General features: G+C 46.4%; 18 protein-coding genes and 1 pseudogene. 4 read left to right on the top strand and 15 right to left on the bottom strand.

Features of this window, described 5'->3' with window-relative positions; genetic code table 11:
• Positions 1-133: 133 nt before the first annotated feature.
• Entirely contained in the window at positions 134-589 is a 456-nt protein-coding gene (locus ACUUJN_RS15245; protein WP_023989057.1) for a hypothetical protein, read from the top strand.
• A gap of 3 nt (positions 590-592) precedes the next feature.
• Positions 593-871 carry a YxcD family protein gene (locus ACUUJN_RS15250; RefSeq protein WP_013310599.1) on the top strand — a complete coding sequence of 93 codons (279 nt, stop codon included), beginning with the start codon at positions 593-595 and terminating at the stop codon, positions 869-871.
• Positions 872-1,018: 147 nt separating this feature from the next.
• Here ACUUJN_RS15250 and ACUUJN_RS15255 read toward each other — a convergent pair whose 3' ends face one another.
• From ACUUJN_RS15255 to ACUUJN_RS15305, 11 genes and pseudogenes are all read right to left on the bottom strand, one after another.
• On the bottom strand, positions 1,019-1,933 hold the full coding sequence (locus tag ACUUJN_RS15255; RefSeq protein ID WP_484668684.1) for an STM4011 family radical SAM protein: 915 nt from the start codon (positions 1,931-1,933) through the stop codon (positions 1,019-1,021).
• A complete protein-coding gene (locus ACUUJN_RS15260; protein ID WP_484668685.1) occupies positions 1,930-3,348 on the bottom strand; it encodes an STM4012 family radical SAM protein in 1,419 nt (472 codons plus the stop codon). Before ACUUJN_RS15260 ends, ACUUJN_RS15255 begins: the two co-directional genes overlap by 4 nt.
• A 69-nt stretch (positions 3,349-3,417) precedes the next feature.
• Positions 3,418-4,200: an STM4013/SEN3800 family hydrolase gene (locus tag ACUUJN_RS15265; protein ID WP_069079737.1), complete on the bottom strand. Its 783-nt coding sequence runs from the start codon at positions 4,198-4,200 to the stop codon at positions 3,418-3,420.
• On the bottom strand, positions 4,193-5,533 hold the full coding sequence (locus ACUUJN_RS15270; RefSeq protein ID WP_484668686.1) for an STM4014 family protein: 1,341 nt from the start codon (positions 5,531-5,533) through the stop codon (positions 4,193-4,195). The genes ACUUJN_RS15265 and ACUUJN_RS15270 overlap by 8 nt, the downstream gene beginning before the upstream one ends.
• Positions 5,534-5,599: 66 nt before the next feature.
• Entirely contained in the window at positions 5,600-6,442 is an 843-nt protein-coding gene (locus tag ACUUJN_RS15275; RefSeq protein WP_338532493.1) for an STM4015 family protein, read from the bottom strand.
• A gap of 222 nt (positions 6,443-6,664) precedes the next feature.
• Positions 6,665-8,131, bottom strand: coding sequence for an efflux RND transporter periplasmic adaptor subunit (locus ACUUJN_RS15280; protein ID WP_023989063.1), 1,467 nt, complete (start codon positions 8,129-8,131; stop codon positions 6,665-6,667).
• Positions 8,132-8,199: 68 nt separating this feature from the next.
• Positions 8,200-9,717, bottom strand: coding sequence for a DHA2 family efflux MFS transporter permease subunit (locus ACUUJN_RS15285; protein ID WP_023989064.1), 1,518 nt, complete (start codon positions 9,715-9,717; stop codon positions 8,200-8,202).
• A gap of 15 nt (positions 9,718-9,732) precedes the next feature.
• The gene (locus ACUUJN_RS15290) at positions 9,733-10,386 is read right to left on the bottom strand and encodes an HlyD family secretion protein (RefSeq protein ID WP_023989065.1); all 654 of its coding nucleotides are present in this window, start codon (positions 10,384-10,386) and stop codon (positions 9,733-9,735) included.
• 357 nt (positions 10,387-10,743) lie between these two features.
• Complete coding sequence (locus ACUUJN_RS15295) at positions 10,744-11,556, bottom strand: hypothetical protein (RefSeq protein ID WP_028540695.1); 813 nt, start codon at positions 11,554-11,556, stop codon at positions 10,744-10,746.
• 20 nt (positions 11,557-11,576) lie between these two features.
• A complete protein-coding gene (locus ACUUJN_RS15300; RefSeq protein WP_034095047.1) occupies positions 11,577-12,035 on the bottom strand; it encodes a flavodoxin in 459 nt (152 codons plus the stop codon).
• 107 nt (positions 12,036-12,142) lie between these two features.
• A pseudogene (locus ACUUJN_RS15305) lies at positions 12,143-12,286 on the bottom strand (hypothetical protein); the annotation flags it as partial.
• A 363-nt stretch (positions 12,287-12,649) separates the two neighbouring features.
• Between ACUUJN_RS15305 and ACUUJN_RS15310 the strand changes: the two are divergent.
• Both ACUUJN_RS15310 and ACUUJN_RS15315 read left to right on the top strand, forming a co-directional pair.
• Complete coding sequence (locus tag ACUUJN_RS15310) at positions 12,650-13,513, top strand: class I SAM-dependent methyltransferase (protein ID WP_028540694.1); 864 nt, start codon at positions 12,650-12,652, stop codon at positions 13,511-13,513.
• Between the two features lie 9 nt (positions 13,514-13,522).
• On the top strand, positions 13,523-14,269 hold the full coding sequence (locus ACUUJN_RS15315; protein WP_484668687.1) for an RluA family pseudouridine synthase: 747 nt from the start codon (positions 13,523-13,525) through the stop codon (positions 14,267-14,269).
• Positions 14,270-14,405: 136 nt separating this feature from the next.
• Here the strand turns inward: ACUUJN_RS15315 and ACUUJN_RS15320 are convergent, their stop codons facing one another.
• From ACUUJN_RS15320 to gyrA, 4 genes are all read right to left on the bottom strand, one after another.
• Complete coding sequence (locus ACUUJN_RS15320) at positions 14,406-15,908, bottom strand: DHA2 family efflux MFS transporter permease subunit (RefSeq protein ID WP_069079739.1); 1,503 nt, start codon at positions 15,906-15,908, stop codon at positions 14,406-14,408.
• On the bottom strand, positions 15,892-16,377 hold the full coding sequence (locus ACUUJN_RS15325) for a MarR family winged helix-turn-helix transcriptional regulator (protein ID WP_023989070.1): 486 nt from the start codon (positions 16,375-16,377) through the stop codon (positions 15,892-15,894). The genes ACUUJN_RS15320 and ACUUJN_RS15325 overlap by 17 nt, the downstream gene beginning before the upstream one ends.
• Before the next feature lie 270 nt (positions 16,378-16,647).
• Entirely contained in the window at positions 16,648-17,118 is a 471-nt protein-coding gene (locus tag ACUUJN_RS15330; RefSeq protein WP_013310615.1) for a MarR family winged helix-turn-helix transcriptional regulator, read from the bottom strand.
• Positions 17,119-17,393: 275 nt separating this feature from the next.
• A complete protein-coding gene (gene gyrA / locus ACUUJN_RS15335) occupies positions 17,394-19,856 on the bottom strand; it encodes a DNA gyrase subunit A (RefSeq protein ID WP_013310616.1) in 2,463 nt (820 codons plus the stop codon).
• Positions 19,857-19,870 lie beyond the last annotated feature (14 nt).

Raw genomic sequence — 19,870 nt, forward strand, 5'->3', positions numbered from 1 at the left:
TAATTATTTAATTATTTAATTATTTAATTTTTTAATAATTAAAATTCTTTGAAACCCTTTTCCATGCCATTCGTATTACTAGTAAGCGGTTGTTTGACCTATAAAACAATTTACTAAGGGGGATTATATTTACATGAAAAAAACATTCACTTTGAAAAATATGATGATGCTGATGATGGCTTTTACCCTATTCATTGCTATGATCGCACCATCTACAGCTGATGCAAGGCGAGGCGGCGGGTTTAAATCCGGGCCTAAATCGTACCAATCTACACCAAGCAAGGCGAATGACAGCAATGGCATCAATAAGTCAGATAGCGGAACCAAGTCAGGGGCAACTGCCGGTAATACAAGCAGAACTGGTGGATTCCTTGGCGGTGGCGGCGGATTCCTGAAAGGTATGATGCTGGGCGGTTTGGCAGGTATGCTCTTCGGTGGATTGTTCGGTAACATGGGCGCATTAGGCAGCTTGCTTGGCCTTGCCGTTAACGTTCTCGCCATTTATGTCCTGATCATGGCTGGAGTAGGTATCTACCGTGCTATTAAAAATCGTCGCAGACCAGATGATTCCCGCGGAGGACGTTACTAAGCTATGATTTTGAGTATGGATGAGATTGTCAACGCTATTTGCTTGCATATGGCTGAACGCAAAGGTGTCCAGCCCACTGATGTGACAGTAGAATTAAGCTGGGAAGAGGATACAGGTTATTCAGCAGAAGTCCATGTACAGGGCCGCAGTCAATATCTGGTGGAAGCCAATATGATTGAAGCAATTCTGAGATACCTATATTCCGAATACAATATTCGTGCCTATCGCGAACAAATCAGATTGGATCTGGATGAAGAAATTACTGCTATTGTCCAAACTTGATTATTTCGCATAAGATCGTCACACAAACTTATTATAAAACAGAAGAACCGACCTTTGCTTGAGGGCAAAGGTCGGTTCTTTTTTGTTGCTCGTTTCTCTAATAGATCAAGGTGCTATAGTATTACATATAGACGTGGACGTCCCTTGCTATATGGATTCATTTGCTCTATGAATAGCCTGTCTGCCAAATGATGGAACCGGAGCTACCTGTACCCGCGGCACCCTTTCGAGTAAGCCACTACCGTACATTTCCCGAAACGGCTGCTCTTCCATATGAATATAGCCTATATAGCAGCCGCATTCTTTCATTCGGCACGGACGTTTGCTACTCAGACCCTCAAGACCATCCCTGTATAAGTGTCCAAGCACCCGTCGATCCTGATAGCAGTGTTTTACTCTTCCGTCACCCTGGACATAAAATACATCTTCACCGGCGCGACATCCCCGCCCCTGACTGCTATAATCCTTTAAATTCCATTGAAAATAGGGGTCTATCGCAGTTAATTCAGCAACCTCAGCATCTGTATAATAATGTGGACGATCCTTGTAGGCGTTGATCCACAAATAAACATCCCTTGGAAGTTGCGATCGCAAGGAACGAATAGCCGGAAATGCCTGTCTTAACCCGACGGTACCGACACTATAGGAAATACCAAGTTCATATAGCTTTATAGCCTGCGATATAAAAACTTGCTCTTTCGTCTCTCCAGGGTGATATGTAGCCCACAGCGCAGCAGTCTCCGGGTTCAGTTCTTGCGTCCAATCCAGCTTAGTCGATAGATTCGTCTGTACCGCCACTTTTTCCACATGCGCCATGTGGGAAAACTCAATCATGGTCTTGCGATACCAGGAATGAATTAAGGCTTCTCCATACGGATTAAAAAAAATAGAGAGACGATGCCCCAAAGCGCCCTGTTCCCGTACCCAATCAGCAAAACGTTCCAACTGGGCCCGATCCTTGTTCAACGTTTCCCGACTATCAACGTTTTTACTGAACGGGCAGTAAGGACAAGCATAGTTGCAAGAGGTCAACGAACCACGATAATATAAGGTCGCTCTCATGCGCCTACATATCCTTCCATGCGCTCACGCACTGACGTGGAGATCATCCAGTCCCCAATCGCATCGGAATAGGCCATTCCTTCTTCTGTAAGTCGCAGCGTACCCTCCTCGACGACAGCCATACCAGATTCCAGCAGCAACGACATTCCTGTAAAATCGTCCGACAGGGATACACCGAAGCGCTCTGCATAGGCCGATAGCTCCAAACCTTCCCGATGAAGAAGCGCCTTTAAGATAAAGCGTCGTTTACTCTCATCCACATTTAAAATAAAGCCGTAGTCAGCCAGATCATGACGTTCCGCAGCAACATAATCTGCGATAATACTACGCGTAGCTGCTGCACTAACACCATAACGGCTAGCATAGTGGACATTGCGTGTATAGGAGCGTGCACCACACCCCAGACCGGCCATACCTTCCTCCTGACAACTGTAGGGCAAAAGCTCTTTGCTGGATATACCATCATTTTTAGCAAAACGGCGCATGGAATATTGTACATATCCTGCCTGTTTGAGCCGTTCACGCGCCACTTCATACAAAGTAAGGCGAATATCATGATCCAGCCCGGTGTAGCCTGGCTTTAAAATCGTATTTTCTCGAATATATAACGGGTAAAGAAAAATCTCTCCTGGCGAGTAAGACAGTGCTTCCTCTAAAGAATACAGCCAGGTTCCCACCGTTTGACCAGGCAGGCCATAGATCAGATCCACGTTCAGCAAAGGAAAGTTGTATTCCACCAGCCGCTCAAGTGCTTCTCTAACAAGTTTTGGCTTCTGAGGTCGGTATATGGCGGCACTTTCTGATTCCACAAAGCTCTGAATTCCCATGCTGACACGATCTGTCCCGCGGCGCTTGAGCACCTCCAACCTATCCTCAGTCACAGTATCAGGAGAGGTTTCCACCGAAATAGAAGCTCGTTTAGGGTCCAGTCCCATTATATTTTCCGCAATGTCAAACAAACGCTCCACCAAAGGAGCCTCCAGTAAGGTCGGTGTACCGCCGCCGATCGCAAAACGCGAAAAAGGCCGACGGCCCATAATTGGTGCCCATTGCTTGGCTTGTCTTTCTAGCGCATCCACATACTCCTTATGTACATCCAGACGCTTGTCCGGCAAAGTGAAGAGATTACAAAATCCACAGCGAGCCGCGCAAAATGGAATATGCATATACAAAAAATAGCTTTCTAACTCCTCCTTCTCCCACAACTCCTGCAATGAGGGCGGTGTATCAAACGGACGATAGGCCGTTTTATGTGGGTAAGAGTACAGATAGGAGCGATAGGGAGCTTCACGGATCGTGCGTGCCCATTCAACAGGAGTTTCAGGCCACTGAAACCTAGACGGTGTTAAGTTTGTATCTATCTCCGAGGCTGCCGCACCCGTTGGATGCGAGTGATTCAGATTCATGGCTTTCATTTCTGCTCCTCCCTCGCGCTGGATTGATTTCTTGATATTTTACCAGTGCAATCTATATTTCTATTTGCTCTATAATATAAATTCGCGGTAAGGCACATTCCAGACTACCTCATGCGCCAGACGATGTCCTTCATAGCCGTCTTCCCCATAAGCTGTACCATGATCGGAAAAAGCCATACAAAACGTTTTGCCCCGATTTCGTAAGGCATCAAACAAACGTCCAAGTTCACCATCCACATACCGCAAGGCAGCCCGTTGAGACTCCACTGAATCTTTAGCAGAGCCCTTCACAAAATAATGATTAGGCCCATGAATCGCTGATACATTCAGAAACAAAAACAAGCGCTGCGACGGGTCTGTATTCCCCAACAGTTTCAGAGCATGATTCACCTGATTCTCCGTCGAACGGGGGTTGGTAACGCCAAAGTTCATACGCCAGTAGCTTTCTTGAAAATATCCAGGCAGCACCTTGGCAAGCTTATTTTTCTTCGTGAAAAAAATAACGCCGCCGATACAGATGGTCCGATAACCTTCACCCTCTAGCCCGGACACAATATCCGGGGCATCGAACAGCCAGGTATGTGGATGCGTACGCAGTCCCGTATCCTTTGTGTGAAACAGTCGGATATGTGAAGTCTTATCCGTATTCGCCGGAGTCGGCAAAAATCCGCCAAAAAAAGCATGATGTGCAGCATAGGTAAAGCTACCCGGTGTATGGCGTTTTTCCCACGAGCCGGAGCCGCACAAATTCGGACAATTCTCTTCCTCCAGCTTTGCTACATCATAACGCAGGGTATCCAGCGTAATCATGACAATATCATGAGAGCCGACAATTTGGTTCATATCAGTCATATCTGTCTTTCCTTTCCCTAACCACGCTCCTATTAGCGAGGTGCTGCATTTCCCATTCATACGGATTCCAACCCTGATGTTCAACCCGGTACAGCAAATCACCGAACGGATTAACATCCAACACATAGGGACGACCCCCATGAGCCGGAACCAGCACATCCAGCCCAGCGACCATGGACGCCGGAAAAACACTCATAGCAGCTTTCGCAGTAAGCTGGACCGATTCCACCGTACTCTGTGGTAATCCGGCTTCCTTCAGCGAGAGCCGCTCATTACGCAAATGCAAATTGGTAATGGGGCTGTGGCTCAAACGCAAAACCGCATGGCAAGCTTCTGATCCGCACACGAGTTGACGCACATCATAAACACGCCCGTTCAGGGTCGCTTTGGGAATCCAGCGCTCCACATGTACCCCTTCCAGGCATAGCCAGTTAAGGATAGCATGAATGTCCTGCTTATTCGTATAACGACGTAATCGTCCGGCATTATAATACACGCGCTGTCCGTGTATGATTTCCGTTCCAATCGTGGTCACCGCCAGTTCCGCGTGTGTATGGGGATGTACCTGATAGGCCATGACACCAGAAGCACCGGACCCACAAAATATTTTCACAAATACGCGGTGAAACCCGCTCTCCTTCATTGCCGTGTGCAGATCATCAACATCACGAAATGCACCACCTGAAGATGCAAGTACTGGCGGGACCCTTATGTCTACCTTGCCTAAATCGGTGCTACAACGCCGTTTGTCGAACATTACGGCCACTTCCGCCGGATCATTCATCCAGTGTGACGAGGGCCAGAGCAGAGGCACTTCATCCCGCAGCCAGGCCAGCAGACGGCAATAGCCCCGGAACCATTGTGCCGGGTGCCAAATACGACCGTGCTGCTCCTGCAGACGTCGCGCTTCTGCCGCCGCTATACCTGTGCCTTGTGTCCATTCGGGCCATGGCAACAGAGAATCGTCTCCCTCAACATCCGAGGCGCCCAGAGCAATCAACTCACGCTCTACCTCAAAGTTTTCGCCCGGTGCATCCAGACGAAGCAGCGGACCACTGTCCATCTGCCCCGCCAGTAACTGATCAATGCTCTCTTGCACAAAAGAACTGCCATTCACGCTATCCTGCGTAGCTCGTGCAGCTATTCGCAACATCAGCTCGCTCAGACCTTGTTTCTGCCGAATAGCTTCCAGCACATTCTTATAGGAAACCTCCAGAGCGGGCGGAAGCTTTAATCTGCTTCGCGCCTCCTGCAGCCCGGTAGTTCGACGATTCCCCGGATTACCGAACAAGATAAACGGCTCGCTGACATTACAGTCTGACATCCTAACCATAGAGCCGCCTCACTTTAGATCATTTTAATTTTGAAAACAGTCCGTTTTAGAAATCCATTTAACAAATTACTCAGTCAGTGATGGATAGCGCCAATCATCTTCCTCATCCGCTTCTTGTTGATCTTCCACGTTCACAGATAGACCCGAGCTTTTCCAACGTTGCATCATTTCACTAGACATATAATGATAGCTCAAATCCAGATGCTTCAGCCCTTTTATACTTTCACTAGCCAGCAGCGCTTCTGCACCTTTATCAGACAACGTACCTTGTGAGAGATCCAGCACTTCCAGCTGTCCAATCACAGGGGCATTAGCTGCTGCAATTGCAATTTCATCCTGTATTTCACTATCTTTGAGTCCCAAGTATGTAAGTTTGGGAAAAGGATTGCTGTCCAAGAACGGCAAAATATCATTGAGGTTACTGTCAAAACCATAGTCCTCGACACCCAAATACAGTTCCAGCTTGCGCAGTTCAGGCAGTTCGGCATTACGTATTTGCTGAAGAACCCTCGCAGGCAGGCCACCACAGATAATAACCAATTCCTGAAGATGGCTATGACGAAGCGGCTCCAAGCTCAGGTCCTGGCTTCCTTTGATATGAAAGGACTCCAATGCTGGAAACGCTTCTAACAACGGGGACAGATTCGTCTGGTTAATCCATGAAACCTCACACTCATCATATTCCATATCACCAATAAACAGTTTGCGTATCTTAGGGAATTGATCTTTGAGCTTCACTAACACTGGGATAAAATCCTCTGGTGAACTTTCATAGGCGCCGCCCCAATCTCCAATGATGAGATCAGTAATTTGCGCGCTCTCCGGCTTGGCTGCCAGTTCCTCAATAGATTTAGCCATCGTTTGGCCATTCTCATAAGCTTCATAATCCACTACCAATTTCACTTCCATCTTACAATTCCTCCGATCGCTTGTCTGAGATCTCGTAAACTATCTATTTCCAATTTAGTCTATCCTATTCTACCAATGTTCGTCAAAAATAGTCCCGCTTCGACATCAATCCTATGTAAAATGTGCTCAATGAAATAAAAACAAGACAGCCCGCTAAGCAGGCTGTCTTGCATATTCACAATAAACTTCTACTATTATATAGTACGTGAGTTTAGAGCCAAATTATTGGCTAATTGTAATCGGTGAGTTATCGGACAGCAATGCCAGATTATTCACGATCACATTCTCCTCATTGCTCAAACCACTGGTAACGAGTGTTTGGGAACCTGCCGTCTGAACAGTCTTCACTTCCTTACGTTTCGCATGGTCTCCGTTTACAACATATACATATTCTTTACCTTGATCCTTTTGAACTGCCGCAGTAGGAACCACAATGCCTTCTTGTGCATTGGCAGCGACAAAGCTGATATCAGCCAACATACCGGATTTCAGTTTCGTGTCTGGATTCGCTACTGAGATTTTTACAGGATAGCCTTTTCCACTTGCATCCAACGGGCTTACATTTTTAACTGTACCTGTTGTTACAATGTTGGAAGCTGCAACACGAACCTGTACCTTGTCACCTGCTTTTACATTGTTGATCTGTTCCGCTGGAACATAGATCAAAGTATTGACTGTACTCAGATTAGCGATGACCAGTGCAGGAGACTGAGCGGATACCATTTCGCCCACTTCTGCATTTTTCGTACCCACAATACCATTGATCGGTGATGTAACAACGGTGTCATCCAATGCATCCTGAGCAATGTTCACATTCAGCTGAGCCTGCTTAAAAGATTGTTGGCTGGACTCGATAACCGCAGTATTTTGAGATACTTTGAGCTGATTTTGCGCATTACTGTAACCGCTATTGGCATTACTATAGCTATTTTTTGCTGAATCATAGCTGTTGCGAGCTGTAGTTAGGGCCTTCTGCGCAGCTACCAACTGATCTTGCGCATTAGCCTGAGCATTTTGTGCATTATTGTAAGCCGCTTCCGCATTCACAACTGCTGTTTTGGCTTGTTCTAATTGTGCTTGGGTACTCGCACCTGCATCAAATAGACTTTGTGTGCGTGTTACATTTTTCTGTGCATCTGCCAAAGCTTGCTGCGTTTGTTTCACCGTATTAGCTGCCGAGGAGACACCATGTGTTGCTTGTTCTACGGCTGTAGTGGCTTGATTAATAGCCCCCTGTGCCTGATTGATTGCGCTTTGGGATTGAATCACGCCGCTCTTGGACTGCACTAAGCCCGAGTTTGCTTGAACCATCGTAGATTCGTGGGATGCTTGAGCGGTGCTTACTCCGGCTGCTGCCGCAGCTGCTGCGGCGCGGGCTTTCGCAACATTATTCCGCATGTCCTTATCATCAAGCTTGAACAGTACTTGACCCTTTTTAACCTCGGTGCCAATATCCACAGGCAGTTCAACCACTTTGCCGCCCACTTTAGGCACGATGTTCACCGTCTCCGAAGGTGTTACGGTTCCTGTATAAATATTTCCCTGTCCGATAATTCCCTGCTGTGCTTGGCTGATTTTAACCGGAACGACCATATCCTGAGCCGCCCCGCTATTACTGGAGCAGCCTGCCAGCACTGCGCCGCCGAGCACTAAAGCCGCTAATGTACTTTCTACTCTCAATATTTTCATGATAATTCCCTTTCTTTCTGTCCGTGGAAATAATGTAAGCCATCCAGTCGTATTTTATAGTTCTTTGGTTATGCTTCCGGCTGTGTCTTTGCTTTCTTCCTCTGAATAAACAAAAAGATTAGTGGAATCGTGCAAAACAGCGGTATGGATGAAATGAGGAACGTATCCCCAATTCCTCTTGATGTAGCATCCAGTGTGATTAAACTACTTATGGATGACATCCATGAGCTGCCCAATGTCGCTTGTAGCGTATGAGCCGAGTCTGGTGTAATGGACTCCGAAATTTGCTGGGCATGAGCAGCCGAACGGCTTTGCATAATGGCGGTTAGCACCGCAATCGCCATAGATGCAGCCACAGTACGTACCAGATTGGACGCTGTAGACGCATTGGCTACCTTGCTAGGATGAACGGCATTCATGCCGACCGTGGACAATGGCATCATGCAAATACCAATTCCCAGACCCCGTAATGCCATTACGGTTTCCAACCAGGCATGCGAAGTATCTGGCGTAAGCTGGTGAAGATGATAGGTCATAAAGCTGGTTAGCGTCAGGCCCACAAGTCCCAAAGGCACAATGCCGAACTTATCGAACAGCTTCCCGGCAATAGGCATCATAGCCGCCATGGCAATGGCCTGTGGAATGAGGATAATACCGGTATCAATCGGTGACACACGCTGGATATTTTGCAAAAACAACGGTGTTAGGAACGTTCCTCCGTACATCCCCATCATGACCAGACTGGAAGCAATGACACTAATCGTATATTTTGAATTCTTGAATAATGAGATTTCAATTACCGCATTATCCTTGCCGCTTTCTACATAGATCAGAAAAACAAGTGCCCAGAAAGCAACAAACAGCAAGGATACAATTCCAAAAGAAGTCCAGCCATCACGCTGTCCGTTTGTCAGTGCGTACAAAAGTGTTCCGGCACAAGTTGCGGCCAGCAAAAAGCCCGGTAGATCAAACGGCTTCGGCTCTACTTTAGGCGGTTCTTTGATTAGAAGAATAACCATTAAAATTGCAAATAAAGCAACTGGCACACTGACAATAAACAAGAACCGCCAGTTAAACCACTCAATTAAATATCCGCTGAGCGTAGGCCCTACAGCCGGCGCTGCCATTGCGGCGATCCCCCATATACCAAGGGACATACCGATTTGTTCACGCGGCATAATTTTGTAAATAATCGTCATACTCAGCGGCATAATAACACCACCGCCCAGACCAGCCAGCACCCGTGCTGCGATCAGGGAAGAATCACTCCATGCAAAAATACATATTCCCGTTCCCAGCGAAAACACGCTGAGCGCAAGAATCAAAAACTTTTTGTATCCGAGGCGCTGCTCCATATATCCGGTAATCGGTACAATTACACCAGATGCAAGCGTGTAACCTGTAATAACCCACTGAATACGTGTCGTCGTAGATCCTAAATCCGTCGTCAATCTAGGAATGGCGACATTGATCAGACTGTTGTTCAGAATGGCGACAAAGGCGCCTAAAACGATAGCGAAAAAGGCAAGCCAGCGTTCTTTGGAAGAATCTGTCGAAGGAGCAGCAGCAATATCATTGGCAGCCACATGGACCCCTCCTTTTTAAGGTGTATGAATTTTTACTTCCACGTTCGTTCCAGGGATAAGCTTCATATCCTTCGGCTTGTTCACAGCAATCTCTACAGGCACACGCTGAGTCACCTTGTTAAAGTTACCACTTGTGTTCACTGCAGGAACGAGTGAGAACACGGCGTTGGAGGCTTCGCCCACTTTACGAACTTTACCCTGAATCACCTGGTCACCTGCTGCATCAAGCGTAATATCAACAAGCTGTCCTGGTTTAATACGGTTAATATCGGTTTCTTCAATGTTCGTGGATACGTACAAGCTGTTCATATCCACCATAGTTGCAACAGCACTACCCGGCGATCCGATTTCATGCTCTTTCGAATAAATCTTAATAACGGTTCCGTTGATCGGCGCGCGCAGTACGGACTTGCTGATCATACTCGCATCCAGCCCCGATACATCCTGCTCGGCAATCGGTTCGTTACGCTGAACAACATCTCCTTCTTCCACATCAATGTGGCTAATTTCTCCGGAGATTTGCGGCATTACCTTATATTGATCGGCTTGAATGCGCGCATCGTCACTTTTAACAAAGTGTGTTGCCTGATACCAATAATAGTAGCCAATAGCTCCACCGCTCAGAATGAGCAGTACAATGAGGATTGGCAATACAGTTTTCTTACTCACTTCTTCCACCCCTGTTGTCCAAAAAATTTTATTATTCAACGCTAATATTTTAAAATTGAAATATTAGGCCATTAAACCAAATAGAGAACGTAAATAAACACATGGCAACATTCCATGCAAAAGACAGGACTAACTTTATGTACATAGGACAATCTGATCCATGATCCACAAACCGTCTTTTTATATTTAAATATTTTCATATAACTATTGTACATTGAAATATTATAGATATATTTATCTATTCAGGCAACATAAATTTTCAGTTTTTTCATAATTTTTTTTCATAAAAAAGAGCCTTGTTTCCAAGGCTCTTTCACGAAAAGGGATAGTTTACAATTAAAGGGTTACACAGTAACGTTATGAGAAAGGCGTAGGTACAGCTGACCGTTGTTTGCAGTTTTTCGCCCCCTGCCCTTCCTTCGTGTTCCTATTCATTCTATTCCCTTGAGAAGCTTGCTTTTCCATGCAACCCCCGCAACGGCAGCGTTCTGTTGTCCCATGTACATCCTCTTTGGAATCCCGTAATAGCAGCACGTAATCCAGAGATTGCTGTAAAGAAGAAGGTCCCGGAATGAAACGGACCTTCTTGCCTTCTAGCAGACAATATACCTCAATAAGCTGAGGAAGAGCTCCAAATGCATAATAACAAAATACATTTGTCATATGTTGGAACGTACTAATAACGTTAGGGTTATAGTCAACGATGTACTTTTGAATGAGCAGGGAATCTGCTTCTGCTGATAGTTGCCAAGCAGCCTGAACAATAAGCGAAATATTGACCTCTAACTCAGGCACAGACGTACAAAATTGTTCATACAGCATTACAGGTACCAGCAAGTCATTATTTAAGCCACAAATTTTTGACAACTCACCTGACACTTTATTTTTGACATCCCAATAATGGAACAAAGATTCAAAGCTGTCTGACTGCTTGGGCCACCATTTCTCCAGCACATACTGGACAGGGACTTCCCGCCGCACCTCTACTTCCATTCCAAAGTATTCGTTCAGCGCATGCCCTATTGCATATTGAACCCGTTGCCGCCAATTCCAACCCTCACGCCCTCTTTTCCTCTGTGATTGACGAATTGGCTGTGGAGTTCTCCACATCTCCTCAAGCTGATAGTCGTGCAGAAGAGGAAAGGCGCTTAAGCCATCGCTATTGCGCATACCTATCCCTCACTCTCTTCTCAGGACACCCCAATACCCGCCTGTGCAAATTGTCTTCCGTAAGCTCGGCAATTCTCCTTATCATCATCCAATGGATTAAATTCAATCTTCAGACTCTCCTGAATGACCGATGCGCCGCGTTCTTTGACTTTTTCCTCTACCAAGTCCACTGCGCCACAGAATTGCGTATAAGATGTATCTCCACTGCCAAATACTGCGGTCTTTTTACCAGACAAATCAAGCTCGTCTAGTTCCTCGTAAAAATCCAAAAATTCATCAGGAAGCTCACCATCTCCCCATGTATATACACCCAGTAGGAACCCGTCATATGCGAGCAGTTCTTGCGCGCTGCAATCATACGAAGCCTTCAACTCCGCCTCGTGCCCTGCCTGACGGACGCCCTCGGCGATCAATTCCGCGATTTCCTCTGTATTACCTGTCAAACTGGCATAAGCAATCATGATTTTACCCAAGTTCATCCCTCACCTTTATTTGAAATATGGGATGCTTTCACTCCCTGTTACTCAAATAATATTTGATAATGATTCTCATTGTCAAATGTTAATTTCAAAAACTAGGTTTAATCTTATGGAAATATACGCAAAACAGCCGCATTACATGCGGCTGTTGGCAGATAAACTCTATGGATAAACAAATTATTAGTTACAACATAGGTCATTACCTTATAATGCGCTCCGCCAACATGAATCCACGCTTCGGCAGAAGCTTCGAACGAAGGCTTCGTCTACCACAAAACGCTGGCTACAGGCAGTTTAGGCAGTTTGTGTTTAATTAAGTGGAACTTCAGCTGTGTTGATAAAAAATATTATGTACGTACAATCCATTCCGTCTTTCATTATTATGATAAAAAACGGATGGTTGTACGTACAAGTGGGATTGATTTCATTTTAATATGGAAGCGCTATAATTACAAGTGCATCCTAGAAAAAATATTTTGGACCATTTGACTACTTACTTATTTATGTAATCATTCGATTGTTGCTGAGGTTTGTTGTACAATAGACTCCATATGGGGATTTCTGTGCAGCTTGCTGCCTGAATCCTGAATTGACTGCTGAAGGATGGATTGTACATGTATGTAGCACAAGAATGGAAAGACTATGAAGTAATGGATACAGGCGGTGGTGAAAAACTGGAACGTTGGGGTGATATTGTCCTGCGTCGTCCCGATCCGCAAATCATATGGCCTTTGGCCCAGGAAACAGCCGAATGGCGTAATGTTCATGGACATTACCACCGTAGTTCCTCCGGTGGTGGCAACTGGGATATGAAAAAACCTATCCCCGAGCGCTGGACAATTAGCTATGGACCGCTTAAATTCCACATTAAACCGACCAGCTTCAAGCATACCGGTCTTTTTCCAGAGCAAGCAGCGAACTGGAGCTGGATGATGGATAAAATCAAAGGCGCAGGCAGACCAATTTCCGTACTGAACCTGTTTGCATACACGGGAGGAGCCACGACTGCTGCTGCGTATGCTGGAGCTAGTGTAGTTCACGTGGATGCCGCCAAAGGCATGGTGCAGTGGGCAAAGGAAAACGTTCAATTGTCCGGTCTGGCTGACCGTCCGGTACGCTTCATTACGGACGACGTATTCAAGTTCGTGCAACGAGAACAACGTCGGGGCAACCGTTATGATGCCATTATTATGGACCCTCCTTCTTACGGACGCGGACCAAACGGAGAAACTTGGAAGCTTGAAGAAAGCTTATACCCGTTTCTCGAATCCTGCATGAGCATTATTTCAGATCAACCGCTGTTCATGCTGATTAACTCTTATACTACAGGTATTTCGCCTACTGTATTGCGCAACATGCTGAGCATGACCATGCAACAAAAGTACGGCGGCCAAATTAGCGCTGGTGAAATTGGATTGCCGATCACACGCTCGGGATTGAATTTGCCTTGTGGTATTCTCGGACGCTGGGAGGCTTAAATTCCTCTTATGACTCAAAATGAACTTACCCGGCATGAGCATGCACAGCCGAATATTCCTGTCCTCTATGAGGACAATCATGTTTTGGCGGTTGTAAAGCCTGTCAATGTTCCAACGCAAGAGGATGCCAGTGGTGATCCTGATCTGTTGTCTTTACTCAAGGAAGATCTAAAAATTAGACACAATAAGCCTGGTAACGTTTTTTTGGGTTTAATTCACAGACTGGATCGGCCTGTAGGTGGAGCCATGATTTTTGCTAAGACGTCCAAAGCTGCTTCTCGCCTGTCTGAGTCGGTTCGAAGTCGTCATTTTCACAAACTGTATACAGCAGTTCTGAATGGCGTTCCTACGGCCCCACAGGGCCGTCTAACCCATTATCTGCTAAAGGATAGCCGTACCAACACGGTTCAAGCGGTTCGGCCTGGCACGGCTGGTGCGAAGGAAGCCATTTTGGAGTACCGCATGATCGGACAAGCAGATGGACTCAGTCTCGTGCAGATTAAGTTGCACACCGGACGCTCACACCAAATTCGTGTGCAAATGCAGGCGATCGGCTGTCCCCTCTACGGTGACCAAAAATATGGCGGTAATCTGAGCCGGCCCGGTCAACAGCTCGCGCTCTGGTCCTTACTCGCTGGAGCACCGCATCCGGTTAGCAAGGACGATATGAGATTTCACTCGTTACCTCCAGTCCAATTTCCATGGAATGAATGGCCCCGGTCGCTTTATGAGAACATGATTACGTCTGAAATTTGAACCGGAAAGCCCTGCCCTATCTGGATATCAACATCTTCAACCCCATTTGCACAAAGAACCTGCAACGCATGTAAACAAACATGCATTGCAGGTTCTTTTTTTGCAGAAAATTAAATTAATGCGTCATCTCATCCTTTTATGACGAGGAAGCCACGGACTGTCCCTTCTTGCTGTTTACCAGCTGTTGACGGGGATGGGCGTTTTGTGCATTCGTATTTTTGATGAAAAACGCTAAAATCAGAGCGGCCACACTCAACACTGTTGCAATGATAAAAGCCGAGTTAATCCCATAAATTGTAGCTTGGTTGCCTGCAGCCAGCATCCCCGCTTTATCCGTCACGGTCAGTCCCTCAGATGTAACAATCGATGTCAAACGGTTGCTGCTCTGTGTTGACATCACTGTCACCAGAATTGCCGTCCCAATCGAGCCAGAAATCATACGCAGCGTGTTACTCATCGCCGTACCATGTGCATTCAATCGTTGCGGAAGCTGATTCAACCCGGCTGTTTGGATCGGCATCATCAGCAACGACATCCCGAACATCCGCACCGTATAATTGATTAACAGTGTCATATAGGTGGTTGTTTCGGTCAACCGTGTAAATTCCCAAGTCGTTATAGCCATGATCAGCAAGCCAATTACAGACAACCAGCGTGCTCCGATTCGGTCAAAAATAGCCCCCGTTACAGGAGACATGAGCCCCATCAGAATCGCTCCCGGTAACATTAGCATACCGGACTGGAGCGGTGTAAAACCCCGAATATTTTGCAAATAAATCGGAAGCAATATCATACCGGCGTACAAAGCCATCGTCACAATCACGTTAATGATTGTCGTCAAGCTGTACACATCGTATTTAAAGATACGGAACTCCAGCATAGGCTCATCTGCCTTCAGTTGGCGAACAATAAACAAAATAAGCGCAATAGTCCCAACGATAAGCGTAGACAGGACCGGAATACTTCCCCAACCCGATGTTCCTGCATCACTAAAGCCGTATAATATTCCACCGAAACCGAGCGTAGACAAAATGATGCCGGGAATGTCCAGCTTTGGCTTGGACTGCTCCGTTACATTTTTCAGAAAAATAAATCCGATCACAATCGAAATCACTGAAATCGGCAGGATGATCCAGAACAAAACCCGCCAGTCATAATGCTGTACTATATAACCGGATAAGGTTGGCCCAATGGCTGGAGCAAAACCCATCGCAATCCCCAAGGTTCCCATCGCCCGGCCACGACGCTCTATTGGGTAGATGTTCAAGATAACCACCATCATTAAGGGCATCATGATACCTGCTCCCGCGGCCTGAATAAGCCGACCGATCAGCAATATGCTGAAGCTTGGAGCTACAGCACATAACAGCGTGCCTATTGAAAAAATAGTCATCGCGCTAATAAACAATTTACGAGTGGAGAAACGGGCAATCAAGAACGCGGTCACCGGGATCAATACCCCATTCACGAGCATAAAGCCCGTACTAAGCCACTGAGCTATATTGGCATCTATATTCAAATCACTCATCATTTTCGGTAAAGCCACACTGATCAACGTCTGATTTAATATCGCTACAATCGCGCCAATCAACAGAGCGGCCACAATGGGTGCTCTGCGTACATTACCTCGTAGTGTCATTTGAGGACTGCTCAAGTTGATTCATTCCCTTCGGTGTTAATTTCATGATCATTTGTTTATGGATATCCAGAACCATCTCTAGCTGCTCCTTCGGGATGTCCAGAATGGGCAAGACGCGCTCCATCCACATGGCGTCTACTTTTTGCATGATATCTTTTCCTTCCGGCGTAAGCGTCAGCACTAAGGATCTACGGTCATGCTCATGCCGTCCGCGAGCAATATATCCCGCCTTGGTCAAGCGGTCAACTACCCCACTCATAGAGCTGCTTCCCACATGCGCTATGTCTGCCAGCTCGGATAATCCGATGTTGGGGCGTTTATTCAGAATTGCCAAAGCCATATGCTGAATGGCCGTCAGATCCAAATGCTGCTCCTCATTCCAGAAGGAATAAAATATCGTTTTGTTAACCTCCCTTACCGATTGAATAATCCGGTACACCTCAAGTCTGTCTTCCTCTCTATCACTCACTGGAACCATCCTTCTTTCTAATATCCAATTGACAATCCATATACATATACATATACTAGAAACTATTTGCATACGAAATGTTATTTATTCATAACTATTATTTTATCATCTCTTATGTAAATGTCAACATTCACCCAAATATCACCTATACTTCAACACAAAAAAGCGCGGTATGAATACCACGATAGGTATTTACATCCGCGCACTCCTACTTACCTTAAAATGATAATCTGCTGCGTACAGCTACTTTTCATGTAGCCGCCATTCTAGTTATTCTGCTCGCTCTATTGGTTCCTTTACTCCCTCAGCCTCACTTGTCATTACTGAAGTTTTCGCCTTCGTTGTAATTTTCCCCAACAAATAAACCAGCAAATTTTGATTGTGCTGAGAAATTCGGTTTAGTGCAGAACCCAGAAAATCATCCCGGATTCGCAATCCACGCTCTACTTCTTCTCTCCCTTGATCCGAAATGACAATCCATACAATTCTACGGTCCTTTACGTCTCTGAAACGGGTGACCAGTCGATTCCGCTCCATCCGATCCAGCAGCATCGTAACCGCGGCTGGTGTGGTGGCGAGATATGGGATTAGTTGAGACGGTTTCATACGGCCGTATTCGTTCAAAACCTCCAGCACCGTAAGTTGAGCTTCCGTTAGTGATGGAGCCAGCTGCTGCTCCATATGAACCTTATAATCCTTAGCCATTCTGGACCAGATTTTCGCAAATTCGGTCGTTTGCATTTTGCCTCACTCCTTTAAATAACAGGGTCAGTAAAAGCATCAAAGTTACCGTATGGGCCACCGTCCGGATTGTATTTCATCACATTAAATTTTCGCCATTCAGCCCCGGTTTCCTGCCGTTTTTGGAGCACGAAATGAAAAGGGGAAGGAAGTCTCACCTCGGTTTTGAAGGCTGGTCAGGGTTCGACAGCATGACGGCAAAAAGGTCCTCATTCGTGCCGGAATGGCACGAGAGGACCTCTCTTTTTCGAGCTAAAAAGCGCTTGACTTTCCTATTATTCTATGGACTGAGAAGCTTGCGGCTCACTACGCAGCAGCACATTCACAATTTCGTCCTTCTTCTCCACTGGAGCTAGCAGCTTGCCTGTATCCTTTCGGTCGGTCAAAGGAGCCTTTTCCGAAAGGAAGGACATCGTTTGTCCTTCTGCTGTGATTGCAAATAATTGAACAGCTTCACGGCAATAGAAGGCAGCCACGATTCGAGTTCCATTCGAACGTACTCGTTTGCCTTCCTTGAACTCAAAGGTGGTGATACCTTTGCCGCCTCTTCCCTGTGTAGGATAATCCAGCAGAAGCGTACGCTTACCATAACCGGACTCGGTCAGCACCAACACTTCTCCTTCATCCTCTTCTACCCACAACGCCGCGATAATTTCATCGCCTTCGGCTAGCTGTATACCTTTGACACCAGCCGAGACGCGCCCCATCGCATTAACCTCTTGCTCCTTGAAGCGTATACTCATACCCGCGCGGGTAATCAGCATAATATCCCGGGTACCCTCGCTTAACGTTACCGATAACACCTCATCGTCCCCTGCTACTTTGCAGGCGGCTACGGCACTGGAACGTTTTGTAGCATATTCTTTTAATTCTGTACGCTTTACTTGGCCCTTCTTTGTTACAAATACCAGGCTTTTTCCTATTTCCTCGATGTTTTTGAGCGGAATAACACTTACGATACGATCTTCCTTCGATAACGGAATAACGTTGACAATTGGTGTGCCCGGCTCTTTCCACTTATACTCTGGCACCTGATGTACAGGCAATAAAAAGTATTGTCCACGCTGGGTGAAGACGAGCAATATGTCCAGCGTATTCACATCAAGCAATTGGGTAACGTAATCCCCTTCTTTAACACCAGAACTTGAACGTTCCCCGCCTGAACGAGTGAATGACAACATACTTGTGCGTTTCACATAGCCATCTTTCGAGAGTGTCAGCAGCACATCCTCTGCTCCCACCATGACTTCCAGGTTCACCTTAATCTCTTCTACCTCGCCCTGGATATCTGAACGACGGTCAATGCCGTACTTTTCGCGAATTTCCAACAGTTCCTTGCGAATCAGGCTGATCAGCTTGCGATCACTTTCCAGAATAGAACGATATTGCGCGATTTTTTTCTGGATGTCACCCAGTTCTTTTTCAAGCGTGGTGATTTCCAGATTGGTGAGACGGTACAACTGCAAAGTCAAAATAGAATCTGCCTGACGTTCGCTAAAACCAAACATCCATTGCAAATTATTTTGCGCGTCCTGGCGATTTTTGGAAGCTTTAATGGCTGCGATGACCTCATCCAGAATGTTCAGCGCCTTGACCAAACCTTCCAGCACATGGGCACGATCCTCTGCCTTTTCCAGTTCATACTGGATACGGTGAGTGACAACTTCGCGTTGATGGGCGATATACGCTTCCAAAATGGACTTTAGCCCAAGCTGATGTGGCGCTTTGTTCACAATAGCTACCATGTTGAAGTTATATGCCACCTGTAGGTCGGTTTTTTTCAGCAAATAAGCTAAAATCCCTTCCGCATCGGCTTCCTTCTTCAGCTCCACAACAATGCGCAAACCATTTCGTCCGCTTTCGTCACGAACCTCGGCAATCCCTTCCACCTTTTTCTCCAGACGGATATTCTCCATGGCGGTTACGAGCCTTGATTTGACGATCTGGTATGGGATTTCGGTAATGACTAGCTGCTGCTTACCTCCGCGCAAGGACTGAATTTCCGTTTTGGAACGAATATAAATACGTCCTTTTCCCGTACGGTAAGCGTCCTTGATGCCTTCGCCACCCATAATGAGTCCGCCAGTCGGGAAATCAGGACCTTTGATAAAGGTCATAATCTCTTCCAGCTCAATCTCTGGCTTTTCCATCACCGCAATGCTGGCATCAATAACTTCGCGTAAACTATGTGTAGGGATCTCTGTCGCAAATCCCGCCGAGATCCCACTGGAACCGTTCACCAACAAATTTGGATAACGAGACGGCAACACAACGGGCTCTTTGGCCGAGTTATCAAAATTGTCCTTGAACAAAACCGTACGCTTTTCAATATCGCGCAGCATTTCCATTGCGATCGGAGACAAGCGAGCCTCCGTATAACGCATAGCTGCCGCCGGATCATCATCCTGGGAGCCCCAGTTACCGTGACCGTCCACCAGCACGTGACTCATTTTCCAAGGCTGCGCCATCCGTACCATGCCGTCGTATATCGACGAGTCACCGTGGGGGTGGTAATTACCCATAACGTCCCCAACGGTTTTGGCCGATTTACGATATGCTTTATCCGGCGTATTGCCCGAATCGTACATTGCATAAAGAATACGACGTTGTACGGGTTTTAATCCGTCCCGTACGTCGGGTATCGCCCGATCCTGAATAATATATTTGGAATATCGGCCAAAGCGGTCACCGACCACTTCCTCCAGAAAAGCTGGCAAAAACTGCTCCGATAAGCTCATGTATACACCTCTTT

It is taken from the genome of Paenibacillus sp. LRG-1, from assembly GCF_057220305.1.